Below are 24,572 nucleotides of genomic sequence, written 5' to 3'. Positions count from 1 at the left end.
TCACCTCGTTCATATTTACCAAATACTCTACGATGGCTACTTCTGGGAAGCCGTTGCTAGAGCATGGGCGATCAGACTTTTAACGTATTGATCAAAATGGGCAAACCGGGTGTCCTGTGTTTGACCTTTTTGATAGCGATAGTAAATTTGCTGGATAATGACCGCTAACTTAAAATACGCAAACGTTAAATAAAAGTTCATATCCGAAACGTCACGCCCACTCTTTTTACCGTAGCTCGCAATAAACTCTTCGCGGCTATAGAATCCTTTCAAAACGGTTACGGGTGGTTTGCCGAGTCCATTTTTCAACAATTCCGGGTCTTCCGCCTGAATCCAGTAACTCATCGCAGCACCTAAATCTGCAAGGGGATCTCCGACCGTTGTCATTTCCCAGTCAAACAATCCCGTCATTTCTGAAAAGTCCTCTGAAAACATGGCATTGTTCAGCTTAAAGTCATAGTGAATAATGGCAGGTGCTTGCGAGACCGGTATCTTCTCCAGCATCCATCTTTTTAGCCGGTCTATCCCTTCAATGTTATCCGTTTGTGCACGTTCATAACGGCCGATCCATCCCTCGACTTGCCGCTTCATGAAACCTTCAGGCTTTGCCATATCGGCTAAAGCGGTTTGCCGATAATCCAACGAATGAAGTTCGACCAAGGCATCAACCATTTTCTCTGAAATTTGCTGTCCCAATTCTTCGGTCGATTGAATTCCCTCTGGAAACTCACTGTCCAACACAATACCGTGCCTTCTTTCCATAATAAAAAAAGGGCTGCCAATAATTGATGCATCGTCCGAATAGACCAATGGCTTTGGCGCAGTCTTAAAAACCGGATGCAGCGCAGACAGGATCCTGAATTCCCGTTCCATGTCATGCGCTTTAGGTGCGACAGGACCAATCGGCGGCCTTCTCAGCACGGCTTCCCAACTTCCGATCTGCAGGGCATAAGTCAAGTTGGAATGGCCCGTGCCAAACTGTTGTATGTAAAGCGCTCCTTGAGGCAAGTCGTTTATTTCAGTACGCAGAAATTGTTCAAGCTTGGACTTGTCGAGCTCTTCTCCTGATCTCACGGGAATCAGCACATCTTTTTGCATCATCTTTTCTCCACCCCTTCTGTTCCTAATAAGTTTAAGTGCCGGAAATAATCGGAATAGTCACTTTATGTTAGCGCTATCATTCAGTTAATGCAAGAAGCCTCTTTTTCAATACTCAAAAAATTTCCCTTGACCAGAAAGAGAGTTTCATTTATCGTTAAGGTAACTTGAAGAAAGAGGTGAGGCATTATGGCTATTTTATTTTTGAATACGCAATTCCAGTCTATAGTGTCTCCCCCTGTGTATCGCTGACGATACGCTTCTTCCATTATGCCTGGAGACCACGGACTGCGAATTGCGCGCATCCGTGGTTTTTTATTTTGCATAATTAGGAGGAAACAACATTGACTAAGATAGAACAGTATGGCTGGAACAGCAGCTGGCAGGAAAAAATAAACGCACCGGGAATCCCGGGGCGCGTCACTTTAGAACATAAAAATTTATACCGCGTTGTTACAAATAATGGTGAATGGCTTTGCTCATTGTCCGGCAAATACCGGCACCAGCATAACCACACCGATTTTCCTTGTGTCGGTGACTGGGTTATGGCCGAACAAATGCCAGGAGAAAAAAAAGGCATCATTCATCAAGTGCTGCCTCGCACTTCCCAGTTTTCTAGAAAAACGGCGGGTGAAACATCGGATATTCAACGGATCGCCGTTAATGTGGATTATGTCTTTTTGGCAATGTCGCTAAACCATGACTTCAATGTCCGGCGCCTGGAACGTTATTTACTGGCCGCCTGGGATTCGGGATCGAACCCTGTGATCGTGTTGACCAAGAAAGACCAATGTCCAGATATTGAACCGTACCTGCGGGAAGTAGAGAATGTAGCATTCGGTGTTCCTGTATATGCCGTGTCAGCAGTTACCGGCGAAGGAATCGAAGAGCTGCAAAACCAGTTGGCTGGATACAAAACCGGTGCATTGCTCGGTTCTTCCGGAGTTGGCAAATCATCGTTGATCAATGCCCTGTCCGGCAGCGAACGCATGACGGTGCAGGACATTCGGGAAGATGACAGCAAAGGACGGCATACGACGACGCACCGGGAAATGATTTTACTGCCAGCAGGCGGATTGATGATCGATACTCCCGGCATGCGCGAATTTCAGTTGGGGGATTATTCAGAAGGAGTCGAAGCAGGATTCAGTGACGTGGAAGAATTTGCGCTCGCTTGCCGGTTCCGAGATTGCGCCCATCACGATGAACCGGGATGCCGCGTGCAGGAAGCCCTCCAAAGCGGCGAACTGGACGCTGGACGTTACCAGAGCTATTTGAAACTGAAGCGCGAATTGGCCCATATGGAACGAAAAAGTGATGCGGCTGCACAAAAAGCCGAACGAAACAAGTGGAAGCAATTGACCAAAGACTACCGGAAACGGCCTGTTAAAAAACGGTAAAAAGAGTGCGACGGAAAATTCCGTTGCACTCTTTTTATCTTCTTTCGGGCTCTGTCAGCCCATGTTTGACTGCATAAAGCGCTGCCTGTGTCCGGTCTTGGACAACCAGCTTAATAAAAATATTGGAGATGTGGGTCTTCACTGTTTTTTCAGTAACAAACAAGGCAGACGCGATTTCCCTATTGCTTTTGCCTTTCGTCAATTCAGCAAGTACTTCCTGCTCTCGCGGCGTCAGTTGGTTGATCGTATGCGGCGCAGGTTCAGCCGGAGCTTTCATGAGCTCGGACGAGGCTTTCGGATGAAGCGTATTTTCTCCCCGCATCAAACTGCGCAGTGAAGCGACCAATTCATCCGGTTCGATATCTTTCAATTGGTAGCCAGCCGCTCCTGCTTCAATCGCCGGCACCACATGGTCCTGATCTGAAAAACTGGTCAGCATCAGCACAATCATATCTGGAAATTGTTTCTTGATCATGCGAGTGGCCTGAATGCCGTCCATTACCGGCATCATCAAATCCATCAATACAATATCCGGCTGAAGCACTGCGGCCATTTCCACAGCTTCCTTGCCATTAACTGCTTCGCCCACCACTTCAATGTCTTTTTGTGTTTTTAAAAAAAACAACAAACCGCGCCGAACCACATGATGGTCATCGGCTATCAATACTTTCACCATGATTTTCACTCCCCGTTAATACGGAATCCGGACCAGGATTTCCGTTCCCTTGCCAATTTCACTCGACCAGTCAGCAGTTCCGCCTTCTAATTTCGCGCGGTCGCGTATGCTTTGGATGCCAATAGATGGCAGATTTATTCCTTGGTCAAAGACAAATCCGCGCCCTTCGTCTTTCAATACCAATAAAACATCTGTTGCTGTGACCGACAAATACAATTCGACTTTATTGACCCCTGAATGTTTCCGGACATTGTTCAGCGATTCCTGCGAAATTCGAAACAAGGTCTCTTCGATGCGGGAAGGCAATTGAATAACGCCCGTCATTTTGGTTTCGACTGTCAGGCCAAGCATTTCACCATAGCCTTTTATGGCATCAAGCAATCCGCTTTCCAACCCTTTTGGCCGCAGCTGCCAAATTAACGCCCGCATTTCATTCAGCGCTTCTTGCGTCAAATGCTGAATATCGCGAAATGTGTCCTGTACCAGTGCGTCCTCTGACATTTCTACCCCTCCACGAGCGGTCAAGGTTACCGAAAACAGTAATTGATTGACCGAATCATGCAAATCGCGGGCTAATCGATTGCGTTCTTTGACGAGTGCCAGTTCTTGTTCCTGTTTGGTCAAGCCAATTCTTTTGATAGCTGATCCAATTTGAAAAGCCACCGATTCCAAAAGAGCCAATTCGTCATTAGAAAATCGGACCGTGTCTGGTGCAGCAATGTTCAACAGACCGAATTTTTCCTTGCCTGACTGCAGCGGAACCGTAGCGTGATGCGTAATGCTTCCAGGCTCTCGAGATTTGGCGGGCATGGCATTTTCGATTCGCTGACAGGCAATAATATTGGACGCTTTGTCCAAATCGCCATCGTGGTAGCGCTTGACGCACCAGCAGCCGCCTTTTTGCAGATGTCTGCAACCATTATCTTCTAACGAATTTGGCAAGTTTGCTTGTGCCACCAATTGATGTTTTCCTTTTTCATCAATAAAAAAAATCCACGCCGTTTCAAAAGTAGAGCCGCCCAACAATTTTCGGATAGCGCCTTCCAGCATGCGCACCATGTCGGTTTCCTCATTAAGCAATTCAGCGATTTCTTTCAACAATGTGATATTGGAAGGTTCTCCGACCACCATAAACGCTCACCTCATTCATCCTCATTTAACCATACACGTTTTCAAAAAAATCCTCCCTCGTACTTTTGTCCGAGAAAAGCGGAAGCAGCCGGTTAGCCCCGACAAGCGCTGGAAGCCTTACCGGTGATGGCGGCCTTTGCCACGCAGCCGGGTTGGCTTATGGCCCGAAGAGCTGGGCGCTGAAGTCTGGACAACCGAGAAAAGTGAAGTGCCTGTACCAGTAAGAAAAAGCCCCCTTTTCAGGGAGCTGGTTAATTAACGGCTATTGACTTCTTCCAAAAACGATTCTTTCAACAGTTCCAGTTTTTCATCGCTTTCCTGTTGGGTTGCTGCTGTAATGCCGAAGTAATACTTTACTTTCGGTTCTGTGCCGCTTGGGCGAACACAGACCCAAGAGCCGTCCTCTAGAAAATATTTGATAACATTTGATTGCGGCAATTCGATTTTTTCATTAGTCCCCAAATCGACAAAACTGCGGTTTTGGGTTTCATAGTCTTCAATCGATACGACAGGAATGCCGGCAAGCGCCTGAACCGGCTGCTTCCGCAAGTCTTCCAGCAGCGCAGTGATTTCACGTGCCCCATCGATGCCTTTTTTAGTAACGGATACCAGCGATTCCCGGTACCAGCCAAAACGGTTATAAAGTTCAACCAAAATATCATGCAGCGTTTTGCCTTGCTTTTTATAGAACGATGCCGCTTCAACCAGCAGTAAAGTTGCTTGCACTGCATCTTTGTCCCGTGCAAAGTCTTTAATTAAATAACCATAGCTTTCTTCATAACCGAATAAAAACTCAAATTGCGGGTCGGCATCATTATGGCGCAATTTTTCCCCGATAAATTTAAAGCCGGTCAAAACATCTTCACAGCCAATGCCGTAAGATTCAGCCACTACACGGCCAAATTCAGAAGTCACAATGGTTTTGAAAATACGGCCATTTGTTGGCAAGGTGTCTTTTATCTGTTTTTGGCTCAGTAAATATTCTATAAGGATAGCGCCAGTCTGATTGCCGCTCAGCAATTCGTATTGCCGTCCGCTCCATACGGCGATGCCGACGCGGTCTCCATCAGGATCAATAGCAATCAGCAAGTCAGCTTCTGATTTTCTGCCGTATTCCTCAGCCAATTCAAACGCTCCAGCTTCTTCCGGGTTTGGAGAGCTCACCGTTGGAAATTCGCCATCAGGTTCCATCTGTTCTGCCACGTACGTTATCTCATCATAGCCCGCCGAATCCAAGAGCCGTTTGACGGTTGCACCCGAAGCTCCATGAAGAGGCGTGAAAACAGCCGAGATCGGTCTCGCATCATGCTCCTGAACAGTCAATACATTGGACAGATAAGCCGTATCCAATTTTTCATCGATCCGGACAAGCAGGGACTCGTCAAATCCTTCGTTGTCGATGGCCAGTTCGTCTTCTACGCGGCTGACATAATCAATCACGCGGTCAGCATCTTCCAGATTCAACTGGGCACCGTCTTCTGCATAGACCTTATAGCCATTGTATTCCGGCGGATTGTGGCTGGCCGTAATGACAATCCCCATAAATGCATTCAGGTAGCGTACGCTGAATGACAGCTGCGGTGTTGTCCGGGCAGCGCTGTATAAATAGGTGTGGATGCCGTTTGCAGCAAACGTACGGGCTGCTTCTTCCGCAAATTCAGGGGACATGCGGCGGCTGTCATAAGCGATCACCATTCCACGCGCCATCGCTTGTTCGCCGTTGTGTTTTATGTAATCCGCAATGCCCTGTGAAGCTTTTCGCACCGTGTAAACGTTCATGCGGTTTGTGCCGGGTCCAATTTCACCGCGCATTCCCCCGGTACCAAATACCAGATCCTGATAAAAAGCATCTTCTGCCAACTTTTCATCTTCTTTTAGCAGATCTAATGATTTTCGTGTTTCTTCGTCAAGCCCTTTGTGATCCGACCAGCGTTTAAAGCGTTCTTTCCATGACATGTACATTCCTCCATCTATTGTTATTTAAGTATGTCCAAAAAGTCTCACTTATAGCTATTCTACAAAAGGCCTGTGCATTCCTGCGGATGTTGTGCCGGAAGCCCTTTATAAAAATAAATTCTTTTGATTAGTCTCCAGTTTACCAAATAACCCAAAGAAAAACCGCTCCCATTTAAGGAAGCGGCTGTAATTAATCTTTTTTGTATTCCACTCTGTAGACATCGTGGCGGCGGTCTTTCAATTGCTTGACCGTTCCGTTTTGGCGCTGGCGACGCAGGATTTCCAAATCGACATCCCCAATCAGCACCATTTCCAGGTTTGGATTGGTTTCTCCGACAATTCCATCACGTGCAAACTCGAAGTCGGATGGAGCGAAAATGCCCGATTGAGCATATTGGATGTCCATATTTTCGGTTTGCGGCAAGTTGCCGACCGTCCCGGAAATGACGGTATAAATTTGGTTTTCCACTGCGCGCGCCTGTGCACAGTAGCGAACACGCAGATAGCCTTGGCGATCTTCTGTACAGAACGGCGTGAAAATAATATTGGCGCCCATATCTGTTGCGATGCGTGCGAGTTCAGGAAACTCGATATCGTAGCAGATCTGAATGGCGATTTTTCCGCAATCAGTATCAAAGACGCGGACCGAATCTCCGGCAGAAATTCCCCACCATTTGCGTTCATTTGGCGTGATGTGAATTTTGTACTGCTTGTCGATAGATCCATCGCGGCGGAACAGGTATGCAATGTTGTAGATTTCGTCGTCTTCTTCTTTGACGAAATGTGATCCCCCGATAATGTTGACGTTGTAACGAACTGCAAGGTCCGTAAACAATTCAATATACTGAGGCGTGTATTCAGTCAGTTTTCGCACTGCCTGGCTTGGCGACGGCTCATTCAGGAACGACATTAGCTGCGTGGTAAAGATTTCTGGGAATACCACGAAATCTGAATGTGCGTCAGAAGCAACGTCTACAAAATATTCAACTTGGCTGGCCAAATCGTCGAATGATTTAATGGCACGCATCAAATACTGCACGACACAAATCCGGACCGGCAAACTCGTTTTAAAATGGCGTTTGGATATCGGCTTGTAATCGACATTGTTCCATTCCATCAAGGTTGCATATTTGCCGGATGCCAAATCGTCCTGCAAATAGTTCGGGTTGATGCGCATTAATTGGAAGCCGTTCATCAACTGGAAGGTTAATACAGGATCGTATACTTTATGGCGCGATACCGAATCAACGTATTCACGCGGCGACATTTCATCCGCGTGTTTGTGGTAATTCGGGATGCGTCCGCCGATAATAATGGATTTTAAATTTAGTTCGCGGGCAAGTTCCTTGCGGGCTTCGTATAAACGCTGCCCCACTTTCATCCGGCGGTATTCCGGATGCACCATGACTTCAATGCCGTACATATTGTAGCCGTCCGGATTATGGTTAGTAATGTATCCGGCGTCTGTTACGTCGTCCCAAGTATGGCGATCGTCGTATTCATCAAAGTTAATCAGCAAACTCGAACATGAGCCAATCACTGTGCCGTCCAATTCAGCAATCATCTGACCTTGGGGGAAAACGCCCAAATGGCTTCTTAATTGTTCTTCTTTCCATGGATCCATTCCAGGAAAGCATAAACGCTGCATTTCCAGGATGGCATTTATATCTGCATAATTCATTTCACGAATGATCATGCTTTTTTCGAAATGGGATAAATCGAATTGCTCTGCCACAGTACAGCTCTCCTTCACAAAAGTTTCAAACTTTATTATATAGCATAGTTGCTCAGGTTGATATTATTTTACTTGTATCACGATAACAATTATAATTCTATGGAAGTATTTTTTGAAAAGAGGGAACACCAAATGACGAAACGCCAGGAAAATGTTTTGCTTTCCATGTGGGTAGTGGCTCTCATTGCCACATCAGGTTCGCTTTATTTTTCTGAAATCCGCGGCTATGCCCCGTGCAATCTGTGCTGGATCCAACGCATTTTCATGTATCCGCTCGTCATCGTCATCGGCGTGGCCTATGTCCAGAAAAATGTGCAAATCGCAGCGACCACATTAATTTTTTCTATTGTAGGTGGAGGAATTTCGCTATACCATTACGGGTTGCAGAAACTTGATTTCTTGGCAGATTCCGCACCATCTTGTGGACAGGTTCCATGCACTGGAGAATACATCAACTATCTCGGATTCATCACCATTCCATTTTTAGCGTTGATTGCATTTATCCTGATTGCTGGAATGAGCATTTATTTACTGAAGTCCCTTAAGGAGGAAAATCACAAATGAAAAAATTATTAATCATCGCGGGAATTGTTGTTGTCATATTCGCTGGAATCATTTTTTTGACAAGCCAGGCAAATAATGAAAAAATGGCAGACAATCCGTACGATACAGAAGATTTAGAGCAAGCGACAATTGACCAGTTGGATGACGAGAACTACCAAAACATCATCGTACCAACTGATTTGGATGAACAAATTGCCAGCGGTGATCCGACGACGGTTTATTTCTTTAGCCCGACTTGCCAATACTGCCAAGAGACCACACCTGTTTTGATGCCGGTTGCTGAAGATATGGATGTAGACGTCTTACAGTATAATCTGTTAGAGTATGATCAGGGATGGCAACAATACTCTATCGAGGCTACACCCACATTGATCCATTATGAAAATGGCGAAGAAGTTTCACGTTGGGTCGGTGCTCAGCCGAAAGAGAACATTGAACAATTTTTCACTGATGTAGTTAAAAAATAACTGACAAAAGGATCATGTGCCTGTCACATGATCCTTTTTTATGGAGGAAACCACATGACTTGGAGTTACGAAATCAAAGATGACGGCATGACCGTTGAAGAATTATTAAGAACCGAATGGGGCCTTGGCAAGAAAGTGGTCCATCAAATGCGTATGGCCAAAAGCGTCAAAAACGATAAATTCCAGGAGGTCATTTGGAAAGAGCCATTGCCTGCTGGAACTGTCCTGCACTTTGACTTGCCGCCTGCGGACTCGCCATACGAACCGAAACACGATGTTGAGCTGCCGGTCCTTTTTGAAGACGATCACTTTATCGTCGCCCGCAAACCAAAGGGCATGGCGACGCATCCAAACGAAGTCGGCCAAACCGATACATTCATCAATGCTATCCTTGGACATATCATCCGCAACGGTGGATCTTACGGTGAGCACGTCCATCGCTTGGACCAAGGAACTTCCGGCCTGTTAATGGTCGCAAAGCATCCTGTCGCCAAAAATGTCTTGGACCGTATGTTGGAACAAAAACAGTTGGTCCGTGACTATGAAGCTGTCGTCAAAGGCAAAGTCCATAATAAATCCGGCACCATTGATTTCCCGATTGGCCGCGACCGCCATCACCCAACCCGCCGCATGGTTTCCCAAACGGGCCAAAGCGCCGTAACGCATTACCGTGTGTTGAAGCAGATGGAAGGAAAATCCTTGCTTCACCTGACACTTGAAACAGGACGCACGCACCAAATCCGTACCCACCTTGCCCATATCGGCCACCCAATTGTTGGCGATACCTTATACGAAGGGCCGTCTACACAAGACGGCGCCTACCATCTTCACGCGTTCCGCATGTCATTCATCCACCCGTTCACTAATGAAAAAGTGGTCGTGGAAGATTCGGCAAGATAAGACAAAAGCAAGTTCCTTTTCGGGGAACTTGCTTTTCTTATGCTTTAATATCGTCAGGATGTGTGCCGCTGCGCCAGTCCTGGTTCAGTCCGTCAATCATTTTCATTTCTTCTGTCGTCAATGAAAAATCGAATACCTGTGCATTTTCTTTGATGCGCGAAGGGGTTACGGATTTTGGGATGACGATCAAGTTGCTTTGCAAATGCCAGCGGATGATGATTTGTGCAATGGTCTTTCCATACATATTGGCGATTTCCGAAAGCACCGGATCTTCCAATAGCCGACCTCGCGCCAATGGTGACCAGGATGTTACCGCAATGTCCTGATCGGTACAAAAGCTGCGAAGGGGGATCTGTGTCAATTGAGGATGCAATTCGATTTGATTGACCATCGGTTTGGTATTGGCCGTTGCCAAAAGTTTCTCCAAATGGTGCTGCTGGTGGTTGGAGACGCCGATTGACCGGACCAACTTTTCATCATAGAGGCGCTGGATGGCACGGTAAGTATCCACGTACTTCCCTTCGATCGCCCAATGTGTCAAATACAAGTCTAAATAATCAAAGCCGAGACGCTCTAACGAAGCTTCAAACGCACGCAAAGTTTCATCATATCCCTGGTCGGTATTCCAAACTTTAGATGTGATGAACAGCTCTTCCCGCTTAACGCCGGAGTTCCGCACTGCTTCGCCCACTTCGGCTTCGTTGTCGTACACGGTAGCCGTGTCAATTGCTCCATAGCCTGCCCCAATCGCTGTGATCATCGCTTCTACTGCCGCTTCTTTATCAGTCATTTTGTACACGCCTAACCCAAAACGTGGCATTTCTACACCATTATGTAAAGTTTTTGTCGAGTCGATAGCTAATTTCATTTTCATCATCCTTTCTTTTTTATTGTACAAATAATATTAGATAAATTCGACTTTAAGGTTTTGTTGAAAAGCCCTTGCTTTCTATTAATAAAACGAATAATATATGTTTTGTTGTTTAAAAATGTTCGTGTTTTAGGAGGAACCCCTTATATTTCATTTAAAAGAAAATAATACCACGATAAAAACTGAAATTACTGCCGGAATGACGACTTTCCTGACGATGGCCTATATCGTCATCGTCAACCCTGTTATTTTAGGTGCTGCGGGCGTTCCGTTTGACCAGGTGTTTTTGGCGACGATTATCGCGGCTGCCATCGGTACTCTCTGGATGGCATTAGCCGCCAATTACCCAATTGCCATTGCACCGGGCATGGGCTTGAACGCCTACTTCACCTCCATGGTGCTTGGTTCGGATGGTGCCATTGACTACGTCACAGCATTTGCGGCAGTATTTGTCGCTGGCCTTATTTTTGTGTTGCTGTCACTCACCTCTATGCGGAAAATATTGATTCAGGCCATTCCTGAAAACTTGAAGCATGCCATCACAGCTGGAATCGGGTTGTTTATTGCTTTTATCGGCATGCGGTTGAGCGGCTTGATTGTTGCCAATGAAGCCAACCTCGTCGGATTGGGAGATTTGACTTCCCCACCGGTCGCACTGACGCTGCTCGGTTTACTGGTTACAGTTATCTTTATGTCTTTGAACATTCATGGAGGCATTTTCTATGGAATGATCGTTACCGGAATCGTTGCCTTTTTTACAGACCAACTAAAATTTGAAGGCGGCTTGATGCAATTGCCTTCATTGCCTGAAGGCATCCTCATTTGGAACCCGATCGAAGCATTCCAATTGGTGATTGAGTTTGGTCTGTATGGCGTTGTCTTTTCGTTCCTGCTGGTGACCTTGTTTGATACGACCGGCACAATGATTGGTGTAGCCAAGCAGGCAGGCTTGATGAAAGATAATAAAATGCCAAGAATGCGCCAAGCGTTGCTCGCTGACTCTGTTGCGGCAACAGCCGGTGCCATGGTTGGGACAAGCCCGACTTCTGCTTATGTGGAATCATCTGCAGGCGTGGCAGCGGGTGGTCGCACCGGCTTGACCAGTTTGACGGTTGCCATCCTGTTTATTATCGCTGCGTTTTTTGGTCCTTTAGTCGGCTCCTTATCGAGTGTGGCCGCAATTACGGCACCTGCATTGATCATTGTCGGAAGCTTGATGATTGGTGCAGTCAAACACATAGAATGGGAAAAATTCGACGAAGCATTTCCAGCATTCCTCATTGTTTTGGCAATGCCCTTAACTTCAAGCATCGCGACCGGTATTGCTTTCGGATTTATTTCGTATCCATTGATGAAACTGTTTAAAGGGAAAGGCAAATCGGTTCATCCAATTCTTTATGTATTTGCCGTGTTGTTTGTCATCCAATTGCTTATTGCGCCTCATTAAATGATTGCATTTAAAAAACCGCCAAAAGGCGGTTTTTTGTTTAGACGCGTGCTCTATTGCCAGACACAGCTGCTGTGATTAACAAGACGGCTGCTGTAATCAAATGGAACACCCAGCCGATACCTGGTATCCAAGCTATCGTACTAGTAATGATTCCAAGAATCGATCCGGATTTCGGTGAATACTCGCGGAAGCAGAAGAACAACGTGATCGCATGAAGTACAAACATGACCCCCAAAACTGAATAGCCGGTGCTGATGACAAAGCCTCCGCCAATTAGTGGAATTGCCAGAAATGCTTCAGCCAGACCCGTGATCCAGAGCAAAGCGACAGAAATTTTCATTTTCATTCATTATCATCCCTTCTTTAACTATCTTATCTACTATATACGGACGGGCATCAAAAAAGTTTCATTTTTTTCGTCAGTAGTCTTTCCGACCGACAGAATTTATCCACATTTCAATAGATGTTACATATTTCATTTTTCCCTATGGTAAGCTATACTAAACAAAGATGCACATTTCAAGGAGGTCATTATTATGAACTTAATCCTTATTTTGGGTATTTGTGTTTCGTTCCTAGTAGCTATTTTCACTGCTGGATACGATGACAAGCCTGGAACAAACGAAAGAGAATAGTACAAAAGGACAGCGAACTTCGCTGTCCTTTTTTCTATTCCAAGCCTGGGTAATCCTGTTGGCGCAGGGCTTCGTACATCAAAATGGCCGCCGTGTTCGACAAATTAAGCGACCGGATATGGTCATTCATCGGGATGCGCAAGCAGTGGTCGGGATTTTGCTCGAGCAATTCCTTCGGCAATCCTTTTGTCTCTTGTCCAAAAACAAAGAAATAATCACTTTCTCTGTCCGAAAAATCAAATGAGGTATGCGGCTTTGCGCCGAACTTTGTAATATAATAGAATTCGCCATCTTGATAGCGGTCGAAAAGCTCTTGCAAGCCATCATAATAATGAATATCGACATGCTCCCAGTAATCAAGTCCGGCACGTTTCAGCATCTTATCGTCCGTGGAAAACCCGAGCGGACGGATCAAGTGCAGCTTTACTCCCGTCCCTGCGCATGAACGCGCGATATTTCCTGTATTCGCTGGAATCAGCGGCTGGTACAACACAATATGAATAGCCAAATCTGTCACTTATCCTTTCAATCTTTCAGCAAAAAATGCCAATCCTTTTTGAATTTCTTCTTGAACGTCTCCATCTTTTTCTTCCTGCTGCGCAAGTTTTAGCGCCTCCAGGCCTTCAGATGCCCCAATCTTGCCGATTGCCCAGGCAGCGGTTCCACGTATGACCGGCCGTTCATCGCTCGTCAATAAATTGATCAGCGCGGGCACTGCCGACTCTTCCTTGAAATGCGCCAGCGCCAAAATGGCATTTCGCTGAATCGGCTTTTTGCCCCGCCACGAACCGGACACATATCCGAACTTTTCTTTGAACTGCCGATTGGAAATCGTCAATAAAGGCTCAAGCAGCGGCTTGGCAATTTCTGGATCCGGCTCAAATTCTGCGTGGATCTGGTTGGCTTTGCGCTTGTTCTTCGGACATACGGTTTGGCATGTGTCGCAGCCATACAACCGATTGCCAATCTTGCCGCGAAATTCATCCGGCAAAAATCCTTTGGTCTGCGTCAAAAACGAAATACAGCGCTGGGCATTCAACTGCCCGCCTTCGACAATTGCATCTGTCGGACAAGTATCAATGCACAATCGGCAGTCGCCGCATTGATCTTCCATGGCCTCATCAAAACGAAACGGAATGTTGGTAATCATTTCGCCAAGATAAACGTAGGAACCAAATTCCGGCGTGATGATGTTGGTATTCTTTGCGCTCCAGCCAATGCCGGCGCGTTCGGCCACTGCCCGGTCAGACAGCTCTCCTGTGTCCACCATCGACCGCATGCGTGCTTCCGGGTAACGCGCCGCTATGAACGCTTCCAGCAGCGTCAGCCGCTCCTTGAGTGCCGCATGGTAATCTTTGCCCCACGACGATCTCGAGAATATTCCGCGCCGCGCACCTTTGACTCCCTGCGGCGCATCCGCCATTTTTGATGGATAGGCGATCGCAATGGCAACAATGCTGACGGCCTCATTCAGCAGCAGCTCCGGCCGCGTCCGTTTTTCTACGTCCGGCTCTTCAAATCCCGACTGGTAATTCAACTGCTGCTGGCGAATCAACTGATGCTTTAAGCTATAAAAAGGTTCTGCAGATGCAAAGCCAATTTTATCAATTCCGATCTCCGAGGCGTACGCAACAAGCTCTTTTTGAAATTGATCAAGATTCATGTCGTAACCCCTCACTCTATTCTATGATACGATAATAAAAACCCCTACGCGAAAGGAAGATTGCAATGAAACTGACAATCGATCCTCACATAAACGAAACGATCAGCGATTTTAAAATTGGCATCATTCATTATAACAATATCACCGTTTCAGAGTCACCTCAAATGTTAAAAGGCCGCCTCCAGCTTTTTCAGGAGCAGCTGTACTTTGATTTGGAAGATAAAGACCCGACAGATTTTCCTGGACTGCTTGAATGGCAATTGGTCTGGAAAGCACTGGGCGCTGATCCGAGCCGTTACCGGCCATCCGCAGAAGCGCTGTACCGGCGAATCAAAAAACAAAATTACTTGTCGACGATCAATTCCGCCATTGACATGAACAGCTTTCTTTCGCTGCAATACGAAATTCCGCTTGGGCTTTATGATGCGGACAGCATTAAAGGCGATGTTGAAATTGCCGTTGCGACCAGCACTGACCGCTATGAGGGCTTGAACAACCGCGTCAACACACTAACTGGCATTCTCGTATCCAAAGATGCAGAAGGTGCCTTTGGCAGTCCCTATGTTGATTCCAAACGGACCGCTGTCACCGAACAGACAAAAAATGCCTTGCATATCTTTTATTTGCGTCCGTCCATGGAGAGAGACACTGCTTTGCAGCTGCTGACTGCTGCATCCAATATGTTTACCGGCATCAACGGTGGAGATGCTGAGTTTTACGTAGTTTAACGCTAAAAATAGCAAGGCCGACGCTTCGAGAAACAGAGCGCCGGTCTTTATTTTATTTCATTAGTGCTTAAAAATTTCCTTCTCAGCACGACGCATACAACCGAATTCCAGCCTATAGGCATATTCTTTTCTATTCGTACAACGATGCAGTAAACTCTTCTTACATTGATGAATAAAAGAGGGATCCAGATGAAACGAGTACACAGCGACATTGTTCAGTTTCGGGGAAGCCATTACGATTTTGGCCGGATGCAGGGAGAACTGCTGAAAGAGTCTTTGATTCTTCCCAACCGCCAAAAACAACGCAAAGCTTCCAGCCGCCATTTGATCATAGACGAACAACGCGCACAAAATATCTTAATGACGTTAGCCCCAAGAGTGTGGGAGGAAATCAACGGCCTTGCCGATGCCTTGAATTGGCCAATGCATGACGCTATCCAGGAGTTCGGTGGCTACTACCTTGAATACACTCGGAGCGGCTGTTCCATTTACACCGAATCTGATTTTATGGTCCGAAATTACGACAGTTCACCTGAAGGCTATGAAGGGCGTTTTGCCTTGTATCAGCCGACGGACGGCGGGTTTGCAACCATCGGACCAACCATGCAAATTACCGGCCGCACTGATGGTATGAACGAAAAAGGTTTGGTAATGGGCTATAATTTCATCAACCGCCGCAATTCGGAGGACGGCTTTATCTGCAATATGATCGGCCGACTCATCTTAGAAAACTGCGCCACCATCGATGACGCGGTCGCATTGCTGGAAGAATTGCCGCATCGCCGTTCTTTCAGTTATGTACTGTTGGACCGCACCGGGAAATCGGTCGTCGTGGAAGCTTCTCCGCGTTCTGTTGTGGTTCGGGAATCCGCTGTTTCCACCAATCATTTTGAATTGCTGGTGGAAGAAAACCGCTACCAGACAGACGACTCCCGCAGAAGAGAGCGAGAAATGCTGGCGCAGCAGCAAAACCAAATCGACGCCTACAGTGCATTTCGGCTGCTGAATGACTCCGATAAAGGGGTTTTCTCGAAAAAATACAGTACAGCTTCCGGCACCTTGCATACTGCCTCTTATTTCCAGCATAGCCTGGAAGTTGGATTTGCCATTGGCCCGGACCGTCTGCCACTCATGCTTGATTTCGAGAAATGGCTGCAGGGCGAACGCTTATACGCTAAACGCATTAACGGAAAAATCGACACACACCTACCATTTGCTCATATGGTGGAACTATAAAATGATAAGCGCCGGCAATTTAAATGCCGGCGCCTTTTTCTTGTTTGGATGGAAATTGCTTGTCTACGTGTGCAAAACCAATATCCGTATCCACCGCTCCGTGGATTTTTTGAATGTTCAACTCTTCTCCCTTCAGCCAGCTGTCAAAATTGAAAACTGCCGGCTGCTGGTTTCCGCCAAGCGCGAACCAAACACTCTTTTCCTGCGGCAAATAAAGAGACGTATGTATAGTCCCTGCCCAGCTTTTATACAACTGCGAGAACACACCTTTGTCCGTATCGTTGAACAAACGGAACGCCTGCAGCGCATCTTCTGTCTGGCTTTGCTGATTGTATATGGCTTCCTGACGATCATACGAGTCTTTTAAGTAGTTGCGGTTTTCATGTTGCTGGATTTCAAAATGATTGGTGCAGACATTGTTGATCCGGACATCGACCGATCGGGGGCTTGCTTCAATGATTCGTGTTTCACCGCTTGTGTCGGTCACGATGTAACTGAACGAACCACGATGTGGAATCTCTTTCAGCAGTTCCACAGCTTCTTCAATGGTGGCGCAAGTTTCCAGGATGATTCGGCCAATCAGGTAGCAAACAAATCCGTCTCCCGGTTTTTTCCGATGCGTAAAATTATACCCCATGGCCAGCCCTTTCTCATTCATGCCATCCATCCGTCCGGTAATGCGGGAAGTCGGTCCAATGATGGCATAGCCTTGGTCATTCGGCTGAAACAAACTGAATCGCCCCTCGTAGGTTTGGGGGTGAAAGTCATAATTGCGGACCATAAAATCTTTTCCGGTCACAATCGAACAGCCGGAAGGCATTGCATCGATCCGGTAGCCTCCAAAATCACGCAGCACGTCCTCCAGCGGCAGTTGAAGGCTTTCCTGCAAACCCGTCAGTTCGTCCCAAATGCCAGGGGCAAATTGGCGGTAAGCCGCTTCTGTGTCTTGTACATCTATTTCAAACCTTGGTCTTTTCGCCTTCCATTGCTTTGTGCGATTGTCCAGGGTAATGCTGTCTTTTAAAAGTTCTCCTTGCTTCACCCCAAAATCGTAATGGCTTCCTCTGAACTCCAAAATGTCACTGTGTATAGGTCTCATCAAATTCTCCTTTGTTCTGCAGAATTACCGATTATGTCTCAGCATACACATTTTCAGAGTGAAACTCAAAAGCTCCGTTTTGAAGAACCCGCAAGCCTCAACACAAAAATACCGTCTTATGGAAATCATAAGACAGTTTTTTTAAGGGATCATCTGGATTCGTTAAACTGGCGCACAGTCCATTTCTCCAGTTCCACAATTGCAAAAACTGAAATTCCAATTGCGAATGGCCACAACCAATACTGAGCTTGCAATGGAACTGTTCCGAGCAGAAAGTTCATGAAAGGCACGTAAGTCACCGCAAGCTGTACAGCAATCAAAATACCTGACACCAAAAATGCAACTTTGTTCGAAAAGAAGTTTCGGTTTAAAGCAAATTCAGTTTCGCTGCGGCAATTAAATAAGTACATTAATTGCGACATGACCAATGCTTGGAGCGTCATCGTATTGATGATCGCAGGGTCCAACTGCTGGCTGGCCAACAGCGTATTCATTAGTAAAATATCTCCACAGATGACGAGTGAAACAAACGCGACCCGAAAAATATAATAAGGGCTCAGCAATTTTGTATTTGGTTTTCTCGGCGGCCGCTCCATGGCGCCCGGCTCCAGTTTTTCGAAAGCAATGGCCAAGGAAATGGTGACAGCGGAAATCATATTCACCCAGAGAATTTGAACCGCCGTTAAAGGCAGTGCAGTTCCGAATAAAATACTGACAAAGATTAAAGCACCTTCCGATACATTGGTCGGCAGGATAAACAGGATTGTTTTTTTCAAGTTGTCATATACACGCCTGCCTTCTTTTACCGCATTGACAATAGTGCTAAAGTTGTCGTCCACCAGGACCATTCCTGCAGCTTCCTTAGATACTTCCGTCCCTTTGATCCCCATTGCGACGCCGATATCCGCACGTTTGAGCGCTGGTGCATCGTTGACGCCATCACCAGTCATAGCACAAATATGTTGTTCGGCTTGAAGCGCCTTCACCAGCTGCAGCTTATTATTCGGACTGGTGCGCGCAAAGACATCGGAATTCAGCACTGCGTGCGTCAATTGCCGCTCATCCATTCGGTCCAATTCTTTGCCTTCAAGTACACGTTCGCCATCTCCTATGCCCATCTGAGCTCCAATAGCCACGGCTGTGTCTTTATGGTCTCCAGTAATCATTTTCACAATGATTCCAGCTTTCCGGCATTGCTGGATCGCTTCAATCACTTCTTCTCTCGGAGGATCAATAATTCCTGCTACCCCGATCAATCGGAATCCGGACTTCATATCTTTATGGTCAATTGACAAAGTCTCATCATCGACTTTTTTTGCCGCTGCCCCGATCAGCCGCTCTCCCTTATTGGTGTGCTGAGACAACTTCTCCTGCCACCGCTCACCTTCTCCAAAAGAAATTTCTAAACCCGCCATTTTCAATAGACGCTCTGGCGCCCCTTTCACATAAATCCATTTACTCCCGTCGATTTCAACCAATGCCGCCATATACTTGTAACTCGAATCAAAGGGTATTTTCGACAGGATTTGCAGTCTTTCGACCGTTTCTTCTGCTTTTTCAGCAAGAGTAATCAGACAGCCTTCTGTCGCATCACCACTGATGACCCAGTGCCCTTTTTCATCACACCTTAAATGCGCTTCATTGACTGTTTTGACAGCTGTCAGAAACTCCTGCAGCTCTGAATGATCTGCAAGTTTGATTGGCTTTTTGCCAAAAAGGATCCTCCCATCAGGTGAATAGCCAGTGCCTGTCACGGTATACTCTTTGTCATACAAAGTAACCGAAGTAACGGTCATTTCATTTCTGGTCAAAGTCCCTGTTTTATCCGAACAAATCACTGACACGGCTCCAAGCGTCTCAACAGACGGCAAATTGCGGACAATGGCGTTCTTTCCTGCCATCCGCTGCACACCAAGCGCCAGAATAATTGACAATACCGCTGGGAGCCCTTCAGGAATCGCAGCTACTGTCAATCCGATAATTGCCAGCAGCAGCTCTGCTGTTTCATAATCATGAAAAAAGTAGCCGATTCCGAACATCGCAGCAGCACTGATGACAATAATCAGCGAGATAACCTTTCCAAACGCTGCAGTTTGCTTTAATAAAGGGGTTTGCAACTTATCGACTTCTTCCATAGAAGAGCTGATTTTTCCGAGCTCGGTATTTTCTCCGATTGCCACAACAATTCCAGTCCCTGAACCTGAAGCTACCGTCGTCCCTGCAAACAACATATTCAAGCGATCACCTAACCCTGTATCATCCGGCAGCACGGCTGGATTTTTTTCGACCGCAGTTGATTCACCTGTTAGCGACGATTCTTCTACATTCAAATTGTCCGCCACCAAGATGCGGATATCTGCCGGAATACGATCTCCAGCACTGAGCACCACAATGTCGCCGGGCACTAAATCAGCAGAAGGTACTTGTCTTCTCACCGTGCTGCGCAGCGCGGTTGCTTTTAATGACAGCATTTTGCGAATACTGTCCAATGCCTTTTCCGCTTTGCTCTGCTGGATATAGCCGATAATCGCATTGATGACCACAACCATTAAAATCACAGCTGTATCGATGTAATGTCCTAAAAACAAAGTGATGACAGCGGCACCGAGCAGCACATAAATGAGCACGTCGTTGAAGTGCTTAAAAAACTTGATGAGCGCCGGGTCTTTCTTCGGTTCTGGCAATTCGTTCGCCCCAAATTCCAACTGTCGTTTTGCTACCTCTTCTTCCGTAAAACCGTCATCTTCTGCCACCTTAAAAACCTTCAGGACGTCAGCAGTTTCCAATGCATACCAGTTTTCCGTCTGCATGGTTATCCTCCTCAGCTAATGGAATAAAACGGTTGCGACGACTTTAAAATTACGGTGCTCTCTTATGCTCATTATTTTAAACTGAATTTTGCCTGTTTTCCATATATTTCTTATAGTTCCTTATGAATAATTATGATAGTATTAGAATATTAATTCATAGGAGGGATTTCAGTGGATCGACTATTTGATAAGCTTGATGAGTTGTTCGATGAAATTGTAGACATCCGGCGCTTTCTCCATGAGTACCCAGAACTGTCTTTTGGGGAAGTCGAAACCGCTAAATACATTGCTGATTTCCATGAAAAACTAGGACACGAAGTGCGGACAAACGTTGGTGGAAATGGGGTTCTTGCTTTTCTAAAAGGTGCCAAACCGGGACCCACAATTGCTTTGCGGGCTGATTTTGATGCATTGCCTATTCAGGAACAGACGGAAGTCGCTTATAAATCTAAAAATGATGGAGTGATGCATGCTTGTGGACACGACGGGCATACTGCAAGCTTGCTCGGGTTAGCAAAAGCATTAAACAGCATGCAGGCGAACATCGAAGGCACGATTGTGTTTCTTCACCAACATGCTGAAGAATTGCCTCCAGGCGGTGCCAAGGCCATGATCGAAGACGGCTGCCTAGATGGTGTCGATGTCATTTTTGGTACGCACCTTCAAGCTCAGATGCCCCTTGGAGAAATTGGCTATCGCTCAGGCCCTCTTCAAGCTGCGCCTGACCGCTTCGATATCAAGATTCTCGGAAAAGGCGGCCATGGAGCTGGACCACATGACACAAAAGACAGCATTGTCATCGGAGGACAGCTGATCAACAACCTGCAGCAGATTGTCAGCCGCCGTATTGATCCATTGGAATCTGCTGTTGTCTCTATCTGCAGTTTTGAAGCAAAAAATCCATACAACGTTATCGCAGATACAGCTGAAATGACTGGAACTGTTCGAACATTCAAAGAAGAGATTCGCAATTTTATTGAAGTGGAAATCGATCGTGTCATCAAAGGAACGTGCCTGGTGTCAGATGCTGATTATGAGTATACCTACACCCGGGGATACCCAACTACGGTCAATCATGAAGTAGAAACGATGTTTGTGGCGGCTCTTGCACCTTCTGTCCCTGGTGTAGAGAATGTCAGAGAAACCGAACCTATCATGGGCGGCGAGGATTTTTCCTATTACCTTCAACATAAAAAAGGAACATTCTTCTTTACCGGTGCTAAAAATCCAGAAGAGGTTGAAGCATACCCTCACCATCACCCTAAGTTCACTATTGACGAACGCGCCCTGTTGATAGCTGCGAAAGTTTTAGGCGCGGCGGCATTGAGTTATACAAAAAAAGATCAGCCCGCCGTTAATGCAAACTGATTAATCATGGAGAGCCGTTGTTCTCCCACACAGAAGGAGTAGGTGCTATATGAGCGAACAAGCTCTGAAGTTATGGAAAGATTGGCGGCTGCATGTTATTGTGTTGGCCATTGTGGCCTTAACCGAATCGATCGGTACATTCGCTATTCCTGTTGGACCGGGAACCATTCTGTTGCTGCCGATGCTTTATGCGGTAGTAATCGGTCTGGCATTATATTTCACACCACTGGTCAACGACAAACAATCCATCAATGCAGAACCTTTGGTATTTCTTTCAGTTTCCGTTTTGATCGCGAAGTTTGGTGTGCAAGCAGGTCCTGCCCTTCCCCAGATTATTGAAGCAGGTCCAGCTTTATTGCTTCAGGAATTTGGAAATCTGGGCACCATTTTAATCGCTTTGCCCCTGGCTGTCTTTCTTGGCCTTAAAAGAGAAAGCATCGGCATGACACATTCCATCGGCCGCGAAGCCAACCTTGCTTTGATTACCGATAAATACGGACTATCTTCTCCTGAAGGGCGCGGCGTTATGGCCATGTATATTTTCGGTACGGTTTTCGGGTCAATTTTCATTGGATTGATTTCAGGATTCTTGGCAACCGTGACACCACTGCATCCGATTTCGTTTGCGATGGCAACGGGTGTCGGCAGCGGCAGCATGGCTGCAGCTTCTCTCGGACCTTTAGTTGCTGCCTTTCCCGAGATGAGCGAAACCTTAACCGCCTTTTCAGGAGTCAGCAATTTGATTTCGTCAGTGACTGGCTTGTATATGAGTATTTTTGTCGGGTTGCCATTGACCGTCAAAATGTATGAAATCTTATCAAAAAACAAAGAGAAAAAAGAACAAGCAGCGAAAGGGAGCGTAGACTATGTTAAAAAGCCTTAAGGAATGGATTTTGGTCTTCATGATCATTGGCACCATCATGCTGGTCGGCAATTGGATTGGCTATGATGTGCTGCCTTGGAACGCGCTTCCCGGCATAGCCATCCTAATAGGCATCAGCCTATCCGGCTTAATCATTCACCGGCTGCTTCCCTTCCAACTGCCCAGCATCGCTTACATAGGAATTATTGGCCTTATTTTGACGATACCTGGGATGCCGGGTGCAGAACAGATTGTCACTTACACAACAGAAGTTAATCTATTGGCCATTGCCACACCGATTTTGGCTTATGCCGGTGTTTCTATCGGACGCTCATGGTTTGATTTTGTTCAGTTGGGATGGAAAACCATTGTTGTAGGCATGTGCGTCTTGCTTGGTACTTTTCTCGGATCAGCTGTTATTGCTGAAGTCATTCTTCGATTTCAGGGAATCATATAATAAGTTTACACAAAAAAACAACGCCCTGACGTTAACGTCAGGGCGTTGTTTTTAACTTGCTGTATACCGGCGGTCGGGGTCGAACCGACACTCCGGTGAAGGAACGGGATTTTGAGTCCCGCGCGTCTGCCAATTCCGCCACGCCGGCAAGTAATGATTTAGCGGACAAGAATTATTATAGCACATCTTATTTCTCTAGCCAATACTTTATCGACATAACAGATGAACTTTTATATAACATTTGGAATAAAAGCCAAACAAAAAAGATCTTTCAGTTAATACTTAAAAATTCATGTGCAAAAAATCTGCTAGCTAATAAATTGCAGCTGGTAACGAGTTACTAACGAATCAGATTCTTTCAGTGCTGCTCCAGCTCTTTCAGTAAGACCACAAATCGGTAATACTAGAACCTCAGCCCGAGACTTACCGGAGCTTGTCTAAATTTGATGTGCTTTAATGGTTCACCGCACACATGAGCCTGTGTCCCATCGAAATTCCGTGGCACACAAGAATTTATGCAACAGTTTTTTAAAAGTTGCTGTTACAAAACATAATTGTTTATTTCTACCTCCTCCCGCTTGTTATTTTTTCTATTTGAGTTTTAATATAAAGCTATCAGACAATCGACTGACACAACAAAAAACCTCCTACAGTGATTACTCACTGTAGGAGGTTTTGAAAGGGCAGGCAGGCCCTTTGATGATACCGGCGGTCGGGGTCGAACCGACACTCCCGTGAAGGAACGGGATTTTGAGTCCCGCGCGTCTGCCAATTCCGCCACGCCGGCAAAATAGTTATGGAGGCGGCAACCGGACTCGAACCGGTGATAAGGGTGTTGCAGACCCATGCCTTACCACTTGGCTATGCCGCCAAAAATTGGAGCGGAAGACGAGGTTCGAACTCGCGACCTCCACCTTGGCAAGGTGGCGTTCTACCACTGAACTACTTCCGCATAAAGCTGGGGTACCTGGATTCGAACCAGGGCATGACGGGATCAAAACCCGTTGCCTTACCGCTTGGCTATACCCCACTAATAAGATGGGGCGGACGAGGGGAATTGAACCCCCGAGTGCCGGAATCACAATCCGGTGCGTTAACCACTTCGCCACGACCGCCACTTTACTAAATTTATAAGTACAAAAACGTGAATGAAAACTTGGGGCGGACGAGGGGAATTGAACCCCCGAGTGCCGGAATCACAATCCGGTGCGTTAACCACTTCGCCACGACCGCCAACATAAAATTTTAAAAATGGCAGGGGCAGTAGGAATCGAACCCACATCGGAGGTGTTGGAGACCTCTGTTCTACCGTTAAACTATGCCCCTAAAAACTGGTGGTGGGGGGCAGATTCGAACTGCCGAACCCGAAGGAGCGGATTTACAGTCCGCCGCGTTTAGCCACTTCGCTACCCCACCGTAAAAATGGTGCCGGAGAAAGGACTTGAACCCTCAACCTACTGATTACA

The 24,572-nt window shown here is 46.4% G+C and carries 21 protein-coding genes and 9 tRNA genes; 10 read left to right on the top strand and 20 right to left on the bottom strand.

From position 1 onward, the window contains the following. Positions 1-36: 36 nt before the first annotated feature. Positions 37-1,101: a phosphotransferase family protein gene (locus tag AC4EG4_RS14805; protein ID WP_490988249.1), complete on the bottom strand. Its 1,065-nt coding sequence runs from the start codon at positions 1,099-1,101 to the stop codon at positions 37-39. Positions 1,102-1,442: 341 nt separating this feature from the next. Here AC4EG4_RS14805 and rsgA point away from each other — a divergent pair, with 341 nt between their 5' ends. Continuing rightward, on the top strand, positions 1,443-2,498 hold the full coding sequence (gene rsgA / locus AC4EG4_RS14800; protein ID WP_490988248.1) for a ribosome small subunit-dependent GTPase A: 1,056 nt from the start codon (positions 1,443-1,445) through the stop codon (positions 2,496-2,498). Positions 2,499-2,532: 34 nt separating this feature from the next. Here the strand turns inward: rsgA and AC4EG4_RS14795 are convergent, their stop codons facing one another. The 4 genes from AC4EG4_RS14795 to AC4EG4_RS14780 all read right to left on the bottom strand — a co-directional run bounded on the left by AC4EG4_RS14795 (position 2,533) and on the right by AC4EG4_RS14780 (position 7,996). Continuing rightward, on the bottom strand, positions 2,533-3,174 hold the full coding sequence (locus tag AC4EG4_RS14795) for a response regulator (protein WP_490979789.1): 642 nt from the start codon (positions 3,172-3,174) through the stop codon (positions 2,533-2,535). A 15-nt stretch (positions 3,175-3,189) separates the two neighbouring features. Next, entirely contained in the window at positions 3,190-4,305 is a 1,116-nt protein-coding gene (locus AC4EG4_RS14790; RefSeq protein ID WP_490979788.1) for a GAF domain-containing sensor histidine kinase, read from the bottom strand. Positions 4,306-4,560: 255 nt separating this feature from the next. Then, positions 4,561-6,261, bottom strand: a complete 1,701-nt coding sequence (locus tag AC4EG4_RS14785) for a phospho-sugar mutase (protein WP_490988247.1) — start codon at positions 6,259-6,261, stop codon at positions 4,561-4,563. A gap of 190 nt (positions 6,262-6,451) precedes the next feature. After that, on the bottom strand, positions 6,452-7,996 hold the full coding sequence (locus AC4EG4_RS14780; RefSeq protein WP_490979786.1) for a GNAT family N-acetyltransferase: 1,545 nt from the start codon (positions 7,994-7,996) through the stop codon (positions 6,452-6,454). Between the two features lie 132 nt (positions 7,997-8,128). Between AC4EG4_RS14780 and AC4EG4_RS14775 the strand changes: the two genes are divergently transcribed. The 3 genes from AC4EG4_RS14775 to AC4EG4_RS14765 are packed head-to-tail and all read left to right on the top strand — an operon-like array spanning position 8,129 to position 9,927. Further along, positions 8,129-8,560, top strand: a complete 432-nt coding sequence (locus AC4EG4_RS14775) for a disulfide oxidoreductase (protein ID WP_490979785.1) — start codon at positions 8,129-8,131, stop codon at positions 8,558-8,560. Further along, on the top strand, positions 8,557-9,027 hold the full coding sequence (locus AC4EG4_RS14770) for a thioredoxin family protein (RefSeq protein WP_490979784.1): 471 nt from the start codon (positions 8,557-8,559) through the stop codon (positions 9,025-9,027). The genes AC4EG4_RS14775 and AC4EG4_RS14770 overlap by 4 nt, the downstream gene beginning before the upstream one ends. 54 nt (positions 9,028-9,081) lie before the next feature. After that, positions 9,082-9,927, top strand: a complete 846-nt coding sequence (locus tag AC4EG4_RS14765; RefSeq protein ID WP_490979783.1) for an RluA family pseudouridine synthase — start codon at positions 9,082-9,084, stop codon at positions 9,925-9,927. A 37-nt stretch (positions 9,928-9,964) separates the two neighbouring features. Here AC4EG4_RS14765 and AC4EG4_RS14760 read toward each other — a convergent pair whose 3' ends face one another. Further along, on the bottom strand, positions 9,965-10,795 hold the full coding sequence (locus AC4EG4_RS14760) for an aldo/keto reductase (protein WP_490979782.1): 831 nt from the start codon (positions 10,793-10,795) through the stop codon (positions 9,965-9,967). Between the two features lie 148 nt (positions 10,796-10,943). On the opposite strand from AC4EG4_RS14760, the gene AC4EG4_RS14755 reads away from it, so the two are divergent. Then, positions 10,944-12,245 carry an NCS2 family permease gene (locus AC4EG4_RS14755; RefSeq protein ID WP_490979781.1) on the top strand — a complete coding sequence of 434 codons (1,302 nt, stop codon included), beginning with the start codon at positions 10,944-10,946 and terminating at the stop codon, positions 12,243-12,245. A 40-nt stretch (positions 12,246-12,285) separates the two neighbouring features. Here the strand turns inward: AC4EG4_RS14755 and AC4EG4_RS14750 are convergent, their stop codons facing one another. The 3 genes from AC4EG4_RS14750 to queG form a co-directional block, all read right to left on the bottom strand. Continuing rightward, positions 12,286-12,594, bottom strand: coding sequence for a hypothetical protein (locus tag AC4EG4_RS14750; RefSeq protein ID WP_490979780.1), 309 nt, complete (start codon positions 12,592-12,594; stop codon positions 12,286-12,288). Positions 12,595-12,917: 323 nt separating this feature from the next. After that, a complete protein-coding gene (gene trmL, locus AC4EG4_RS14745) occupies positions 12,918-13,391 on the bottom strand; it encodes a tRNA (uridine(34)/cytosine(34)/5-carboxymethylaminomethyluridine(34)-2'-O)-methyltransferase TrmL (protein WP_490979779.1) in 474 nt (157 codons plus the stop codon). 9 nt (positions 13,392-13,400) lie between these two features. Further along, the gene (gene queG / locus AC4EG4_RS14740; protein WP_490988246.1) at positions 13,401-14,546 is read right to left on the bottom strand and encodes a tRNA epoxyqueuosine(34) reductase QueG; all 1,146 of its coding nucleotides are present in this window, start codon (positions 14,544-14,546) and stop codon (positions 13,401-13,403) included. A 65-nt stretch (positions 14,547-14,611) separates the two neighbouring features. On the opposite strand from queG, the gene AC4EG4_RS14735 reads away from it, so the two are divergent. Both AC4EG4_RS14735 and AC4EG4_RS14730 read left to right on the top strand, forming a co-directional pair. Further along, positions 14,612-15,274 carry a B3/B4 domain-containing protein gene (locus AC4EG4_RS14735; protein ID WP_490988245.1) on the top strand — a complete coding sequence of 221 codons (663 nt, stop codon included), beginning with the start codon at positions 14,612-14,614 and terminating at the stop codon, positions 15,272-15,274. A 189-nt stretch (positions 15,275-15,463) separates the two neighbouring features. Next, on the top strand, positions 15,464-16,510 hold the full coding sequence (locus AC4EG4_RS14730) for a C45 family autoproteolytic acyltransferase/hydrolase (RefSeq protein ID WP_490988244.1): 1,047 nt from the start codon (positions 15,464-15,466) through the stop codon (positions 16,508-16,510). A 19-nt stretch (positions 16,511-16,529) separates the two neighbouring features. Here AC4EG4_RS14730 and AC4EG4_RS14725 read toward each other — a convergent pair whose 3' ends face one another. Further along, complete coding sequence (locus AC4EG4_RS14725; protein ID WP_490988243.1) at positions 16,530-17,609, bottom strand: C45 family autoproteolytic acyltransferase/hydrolase; 1,080 nt, start codon at positions 17,607-17,609, stop codon at positions 16,530-16,532. Between the two features lie 149 nt (positions 17,610-17,758). Next, the gene (locus AC4EG4_RS14720) at positions 17,759-20,419 is read right to left on the bottom strand and encodes a cation-transporting P-type ATPase (RefSeq protein ID WP_490988242.1); all 2,661 of its coding nucleotides are present in this window, start codon (positions 20,417-20,419) and stop codon (positions 17,759-17,761) included. Positions 20,420-20,590: 171 nt separating this feature from the next. Between AC4EG4_RS14720 and AC4EG4_RS14715 the strand changes: the two genes are divergently transcribed. From AC4EG4_RS14715 to AC4EG4_RS14705, 3 genes are read left to right on the top strand one after another with little or no spacing between them, the layout of a single operon-like run. Further along, positions 20,591-21,787, top strand: a complete 1,197-nt coding sequence (locus tag AC4EG4_RS14715) for a M20 family metallopeptidase (protein WP_490988241.1) — start codon at positions 20,591-20,593, stop codon at positions 21,785-21,787. A gap of 49 nt (positions 21,788-21,836) precedes the next feature. Continuing rightward, positions 21,837-22,670 (top strand): DUF3100 domain-containing protein, encoded by an 834-nt coding sequence (locus AC4EG4_RS14710; RefSeq protein ID WP_490979772.1) that lies wholly within the window; start codon positions 21,837-21,839, stop codon positions 22,668-22,670. Then, positions 22,654-23,106, top strand: coding sequence for a hypothetical protein (locus AC4EG4_RS14705; RefSeq protein WP_490979771.1), 453 nt, complete (start codon positions 22,654-22,656; stop codon positions 23,104-23,106). The genes AC4EG4_RS14710 and AC4EG4_RS14705 overlap by 17 nt, the downstream gene beginning before the upstream one ends. A gap of 64 nt (positions 23,107-23,170) precedes the next feature. Here the strand turns inward: AC4EG4_RS14705 and AC4EG4_RS14700 are convergent. The 9 genes from AC4EG4_RS14700 to AC4EG4_RS14660 all read right to left on the bottom strand — a co-directional run bounded on the left by AC4EG4_RS14700 (position 23,171) and on the right by AC4EG4_RS14660 (position 24,522). Further along, positions 23,171-23,254: transfer RNA gene (locus tag AC4EG4_RS14700), tRNA-Leu, on the bottom strand. Between the two features lie 555 nt (positions 23,255-23,809). Further along, positions 23,810-23,893: transfer RNA gene (locus AC4EG4_RS14695), tRNA-Leu, on the bottom strand. Positions 23,894-23,903: 10 nt separating this feature from the next. After that, positions 23,904-23,977, bottom strand: a tRNA-Cys gene (locus AC4EG4_RS14690). A gap of 6 nt (positions 23,978-23,983) precedes the next feature. Beyond that, positions 23,984-24,058 (bottom strand) — tRNA-Gly (locus tag AC4EG4_RS14685). Between the two features lie 6 nt (positions 24,059-24,064). Continuing rightward, positions 24,065-24,136 (bottom strand) — tRNA-Gln (locus tag AC4EG4_RS14680). 9 nt (positions 24,137-24,145) lie between these two features. Continuing rightward, a tRNA-His gene (locus AC4EG4_RS14675) sits at positions 24,146-24,221 on the bottom strand. Between the two features lie 42 nt (positions 24,222-24,263). Next, positions 24,264-24,339 (bottom strand) — tRNA-His (locus AC4EG4_RS14670). Between the two features lie 19 nt (positions 24,340-24,358). Next, a tRNA-Trp gene (locus tag AC4EG4_RS14665) sits at positions 24,359-24,432 on the bottom strand. 6 nt (positions 24,433-24,438) lie between these two features. Further along, positions 24,439-24,522: transfer RNA gene (locus tag AC4EG4_RS14660), tRNA-Tyr, on the bottom strand. Between the last annotated feature and the right edge of the window lie 50 nt (positions 24,523-24,572).

Source organism: Planococcus sp. TJ-201 (assembly GCF_058268495.1).
This window is presented reverse-complemented; position numbering and strand designations above follow the sequence as displayed.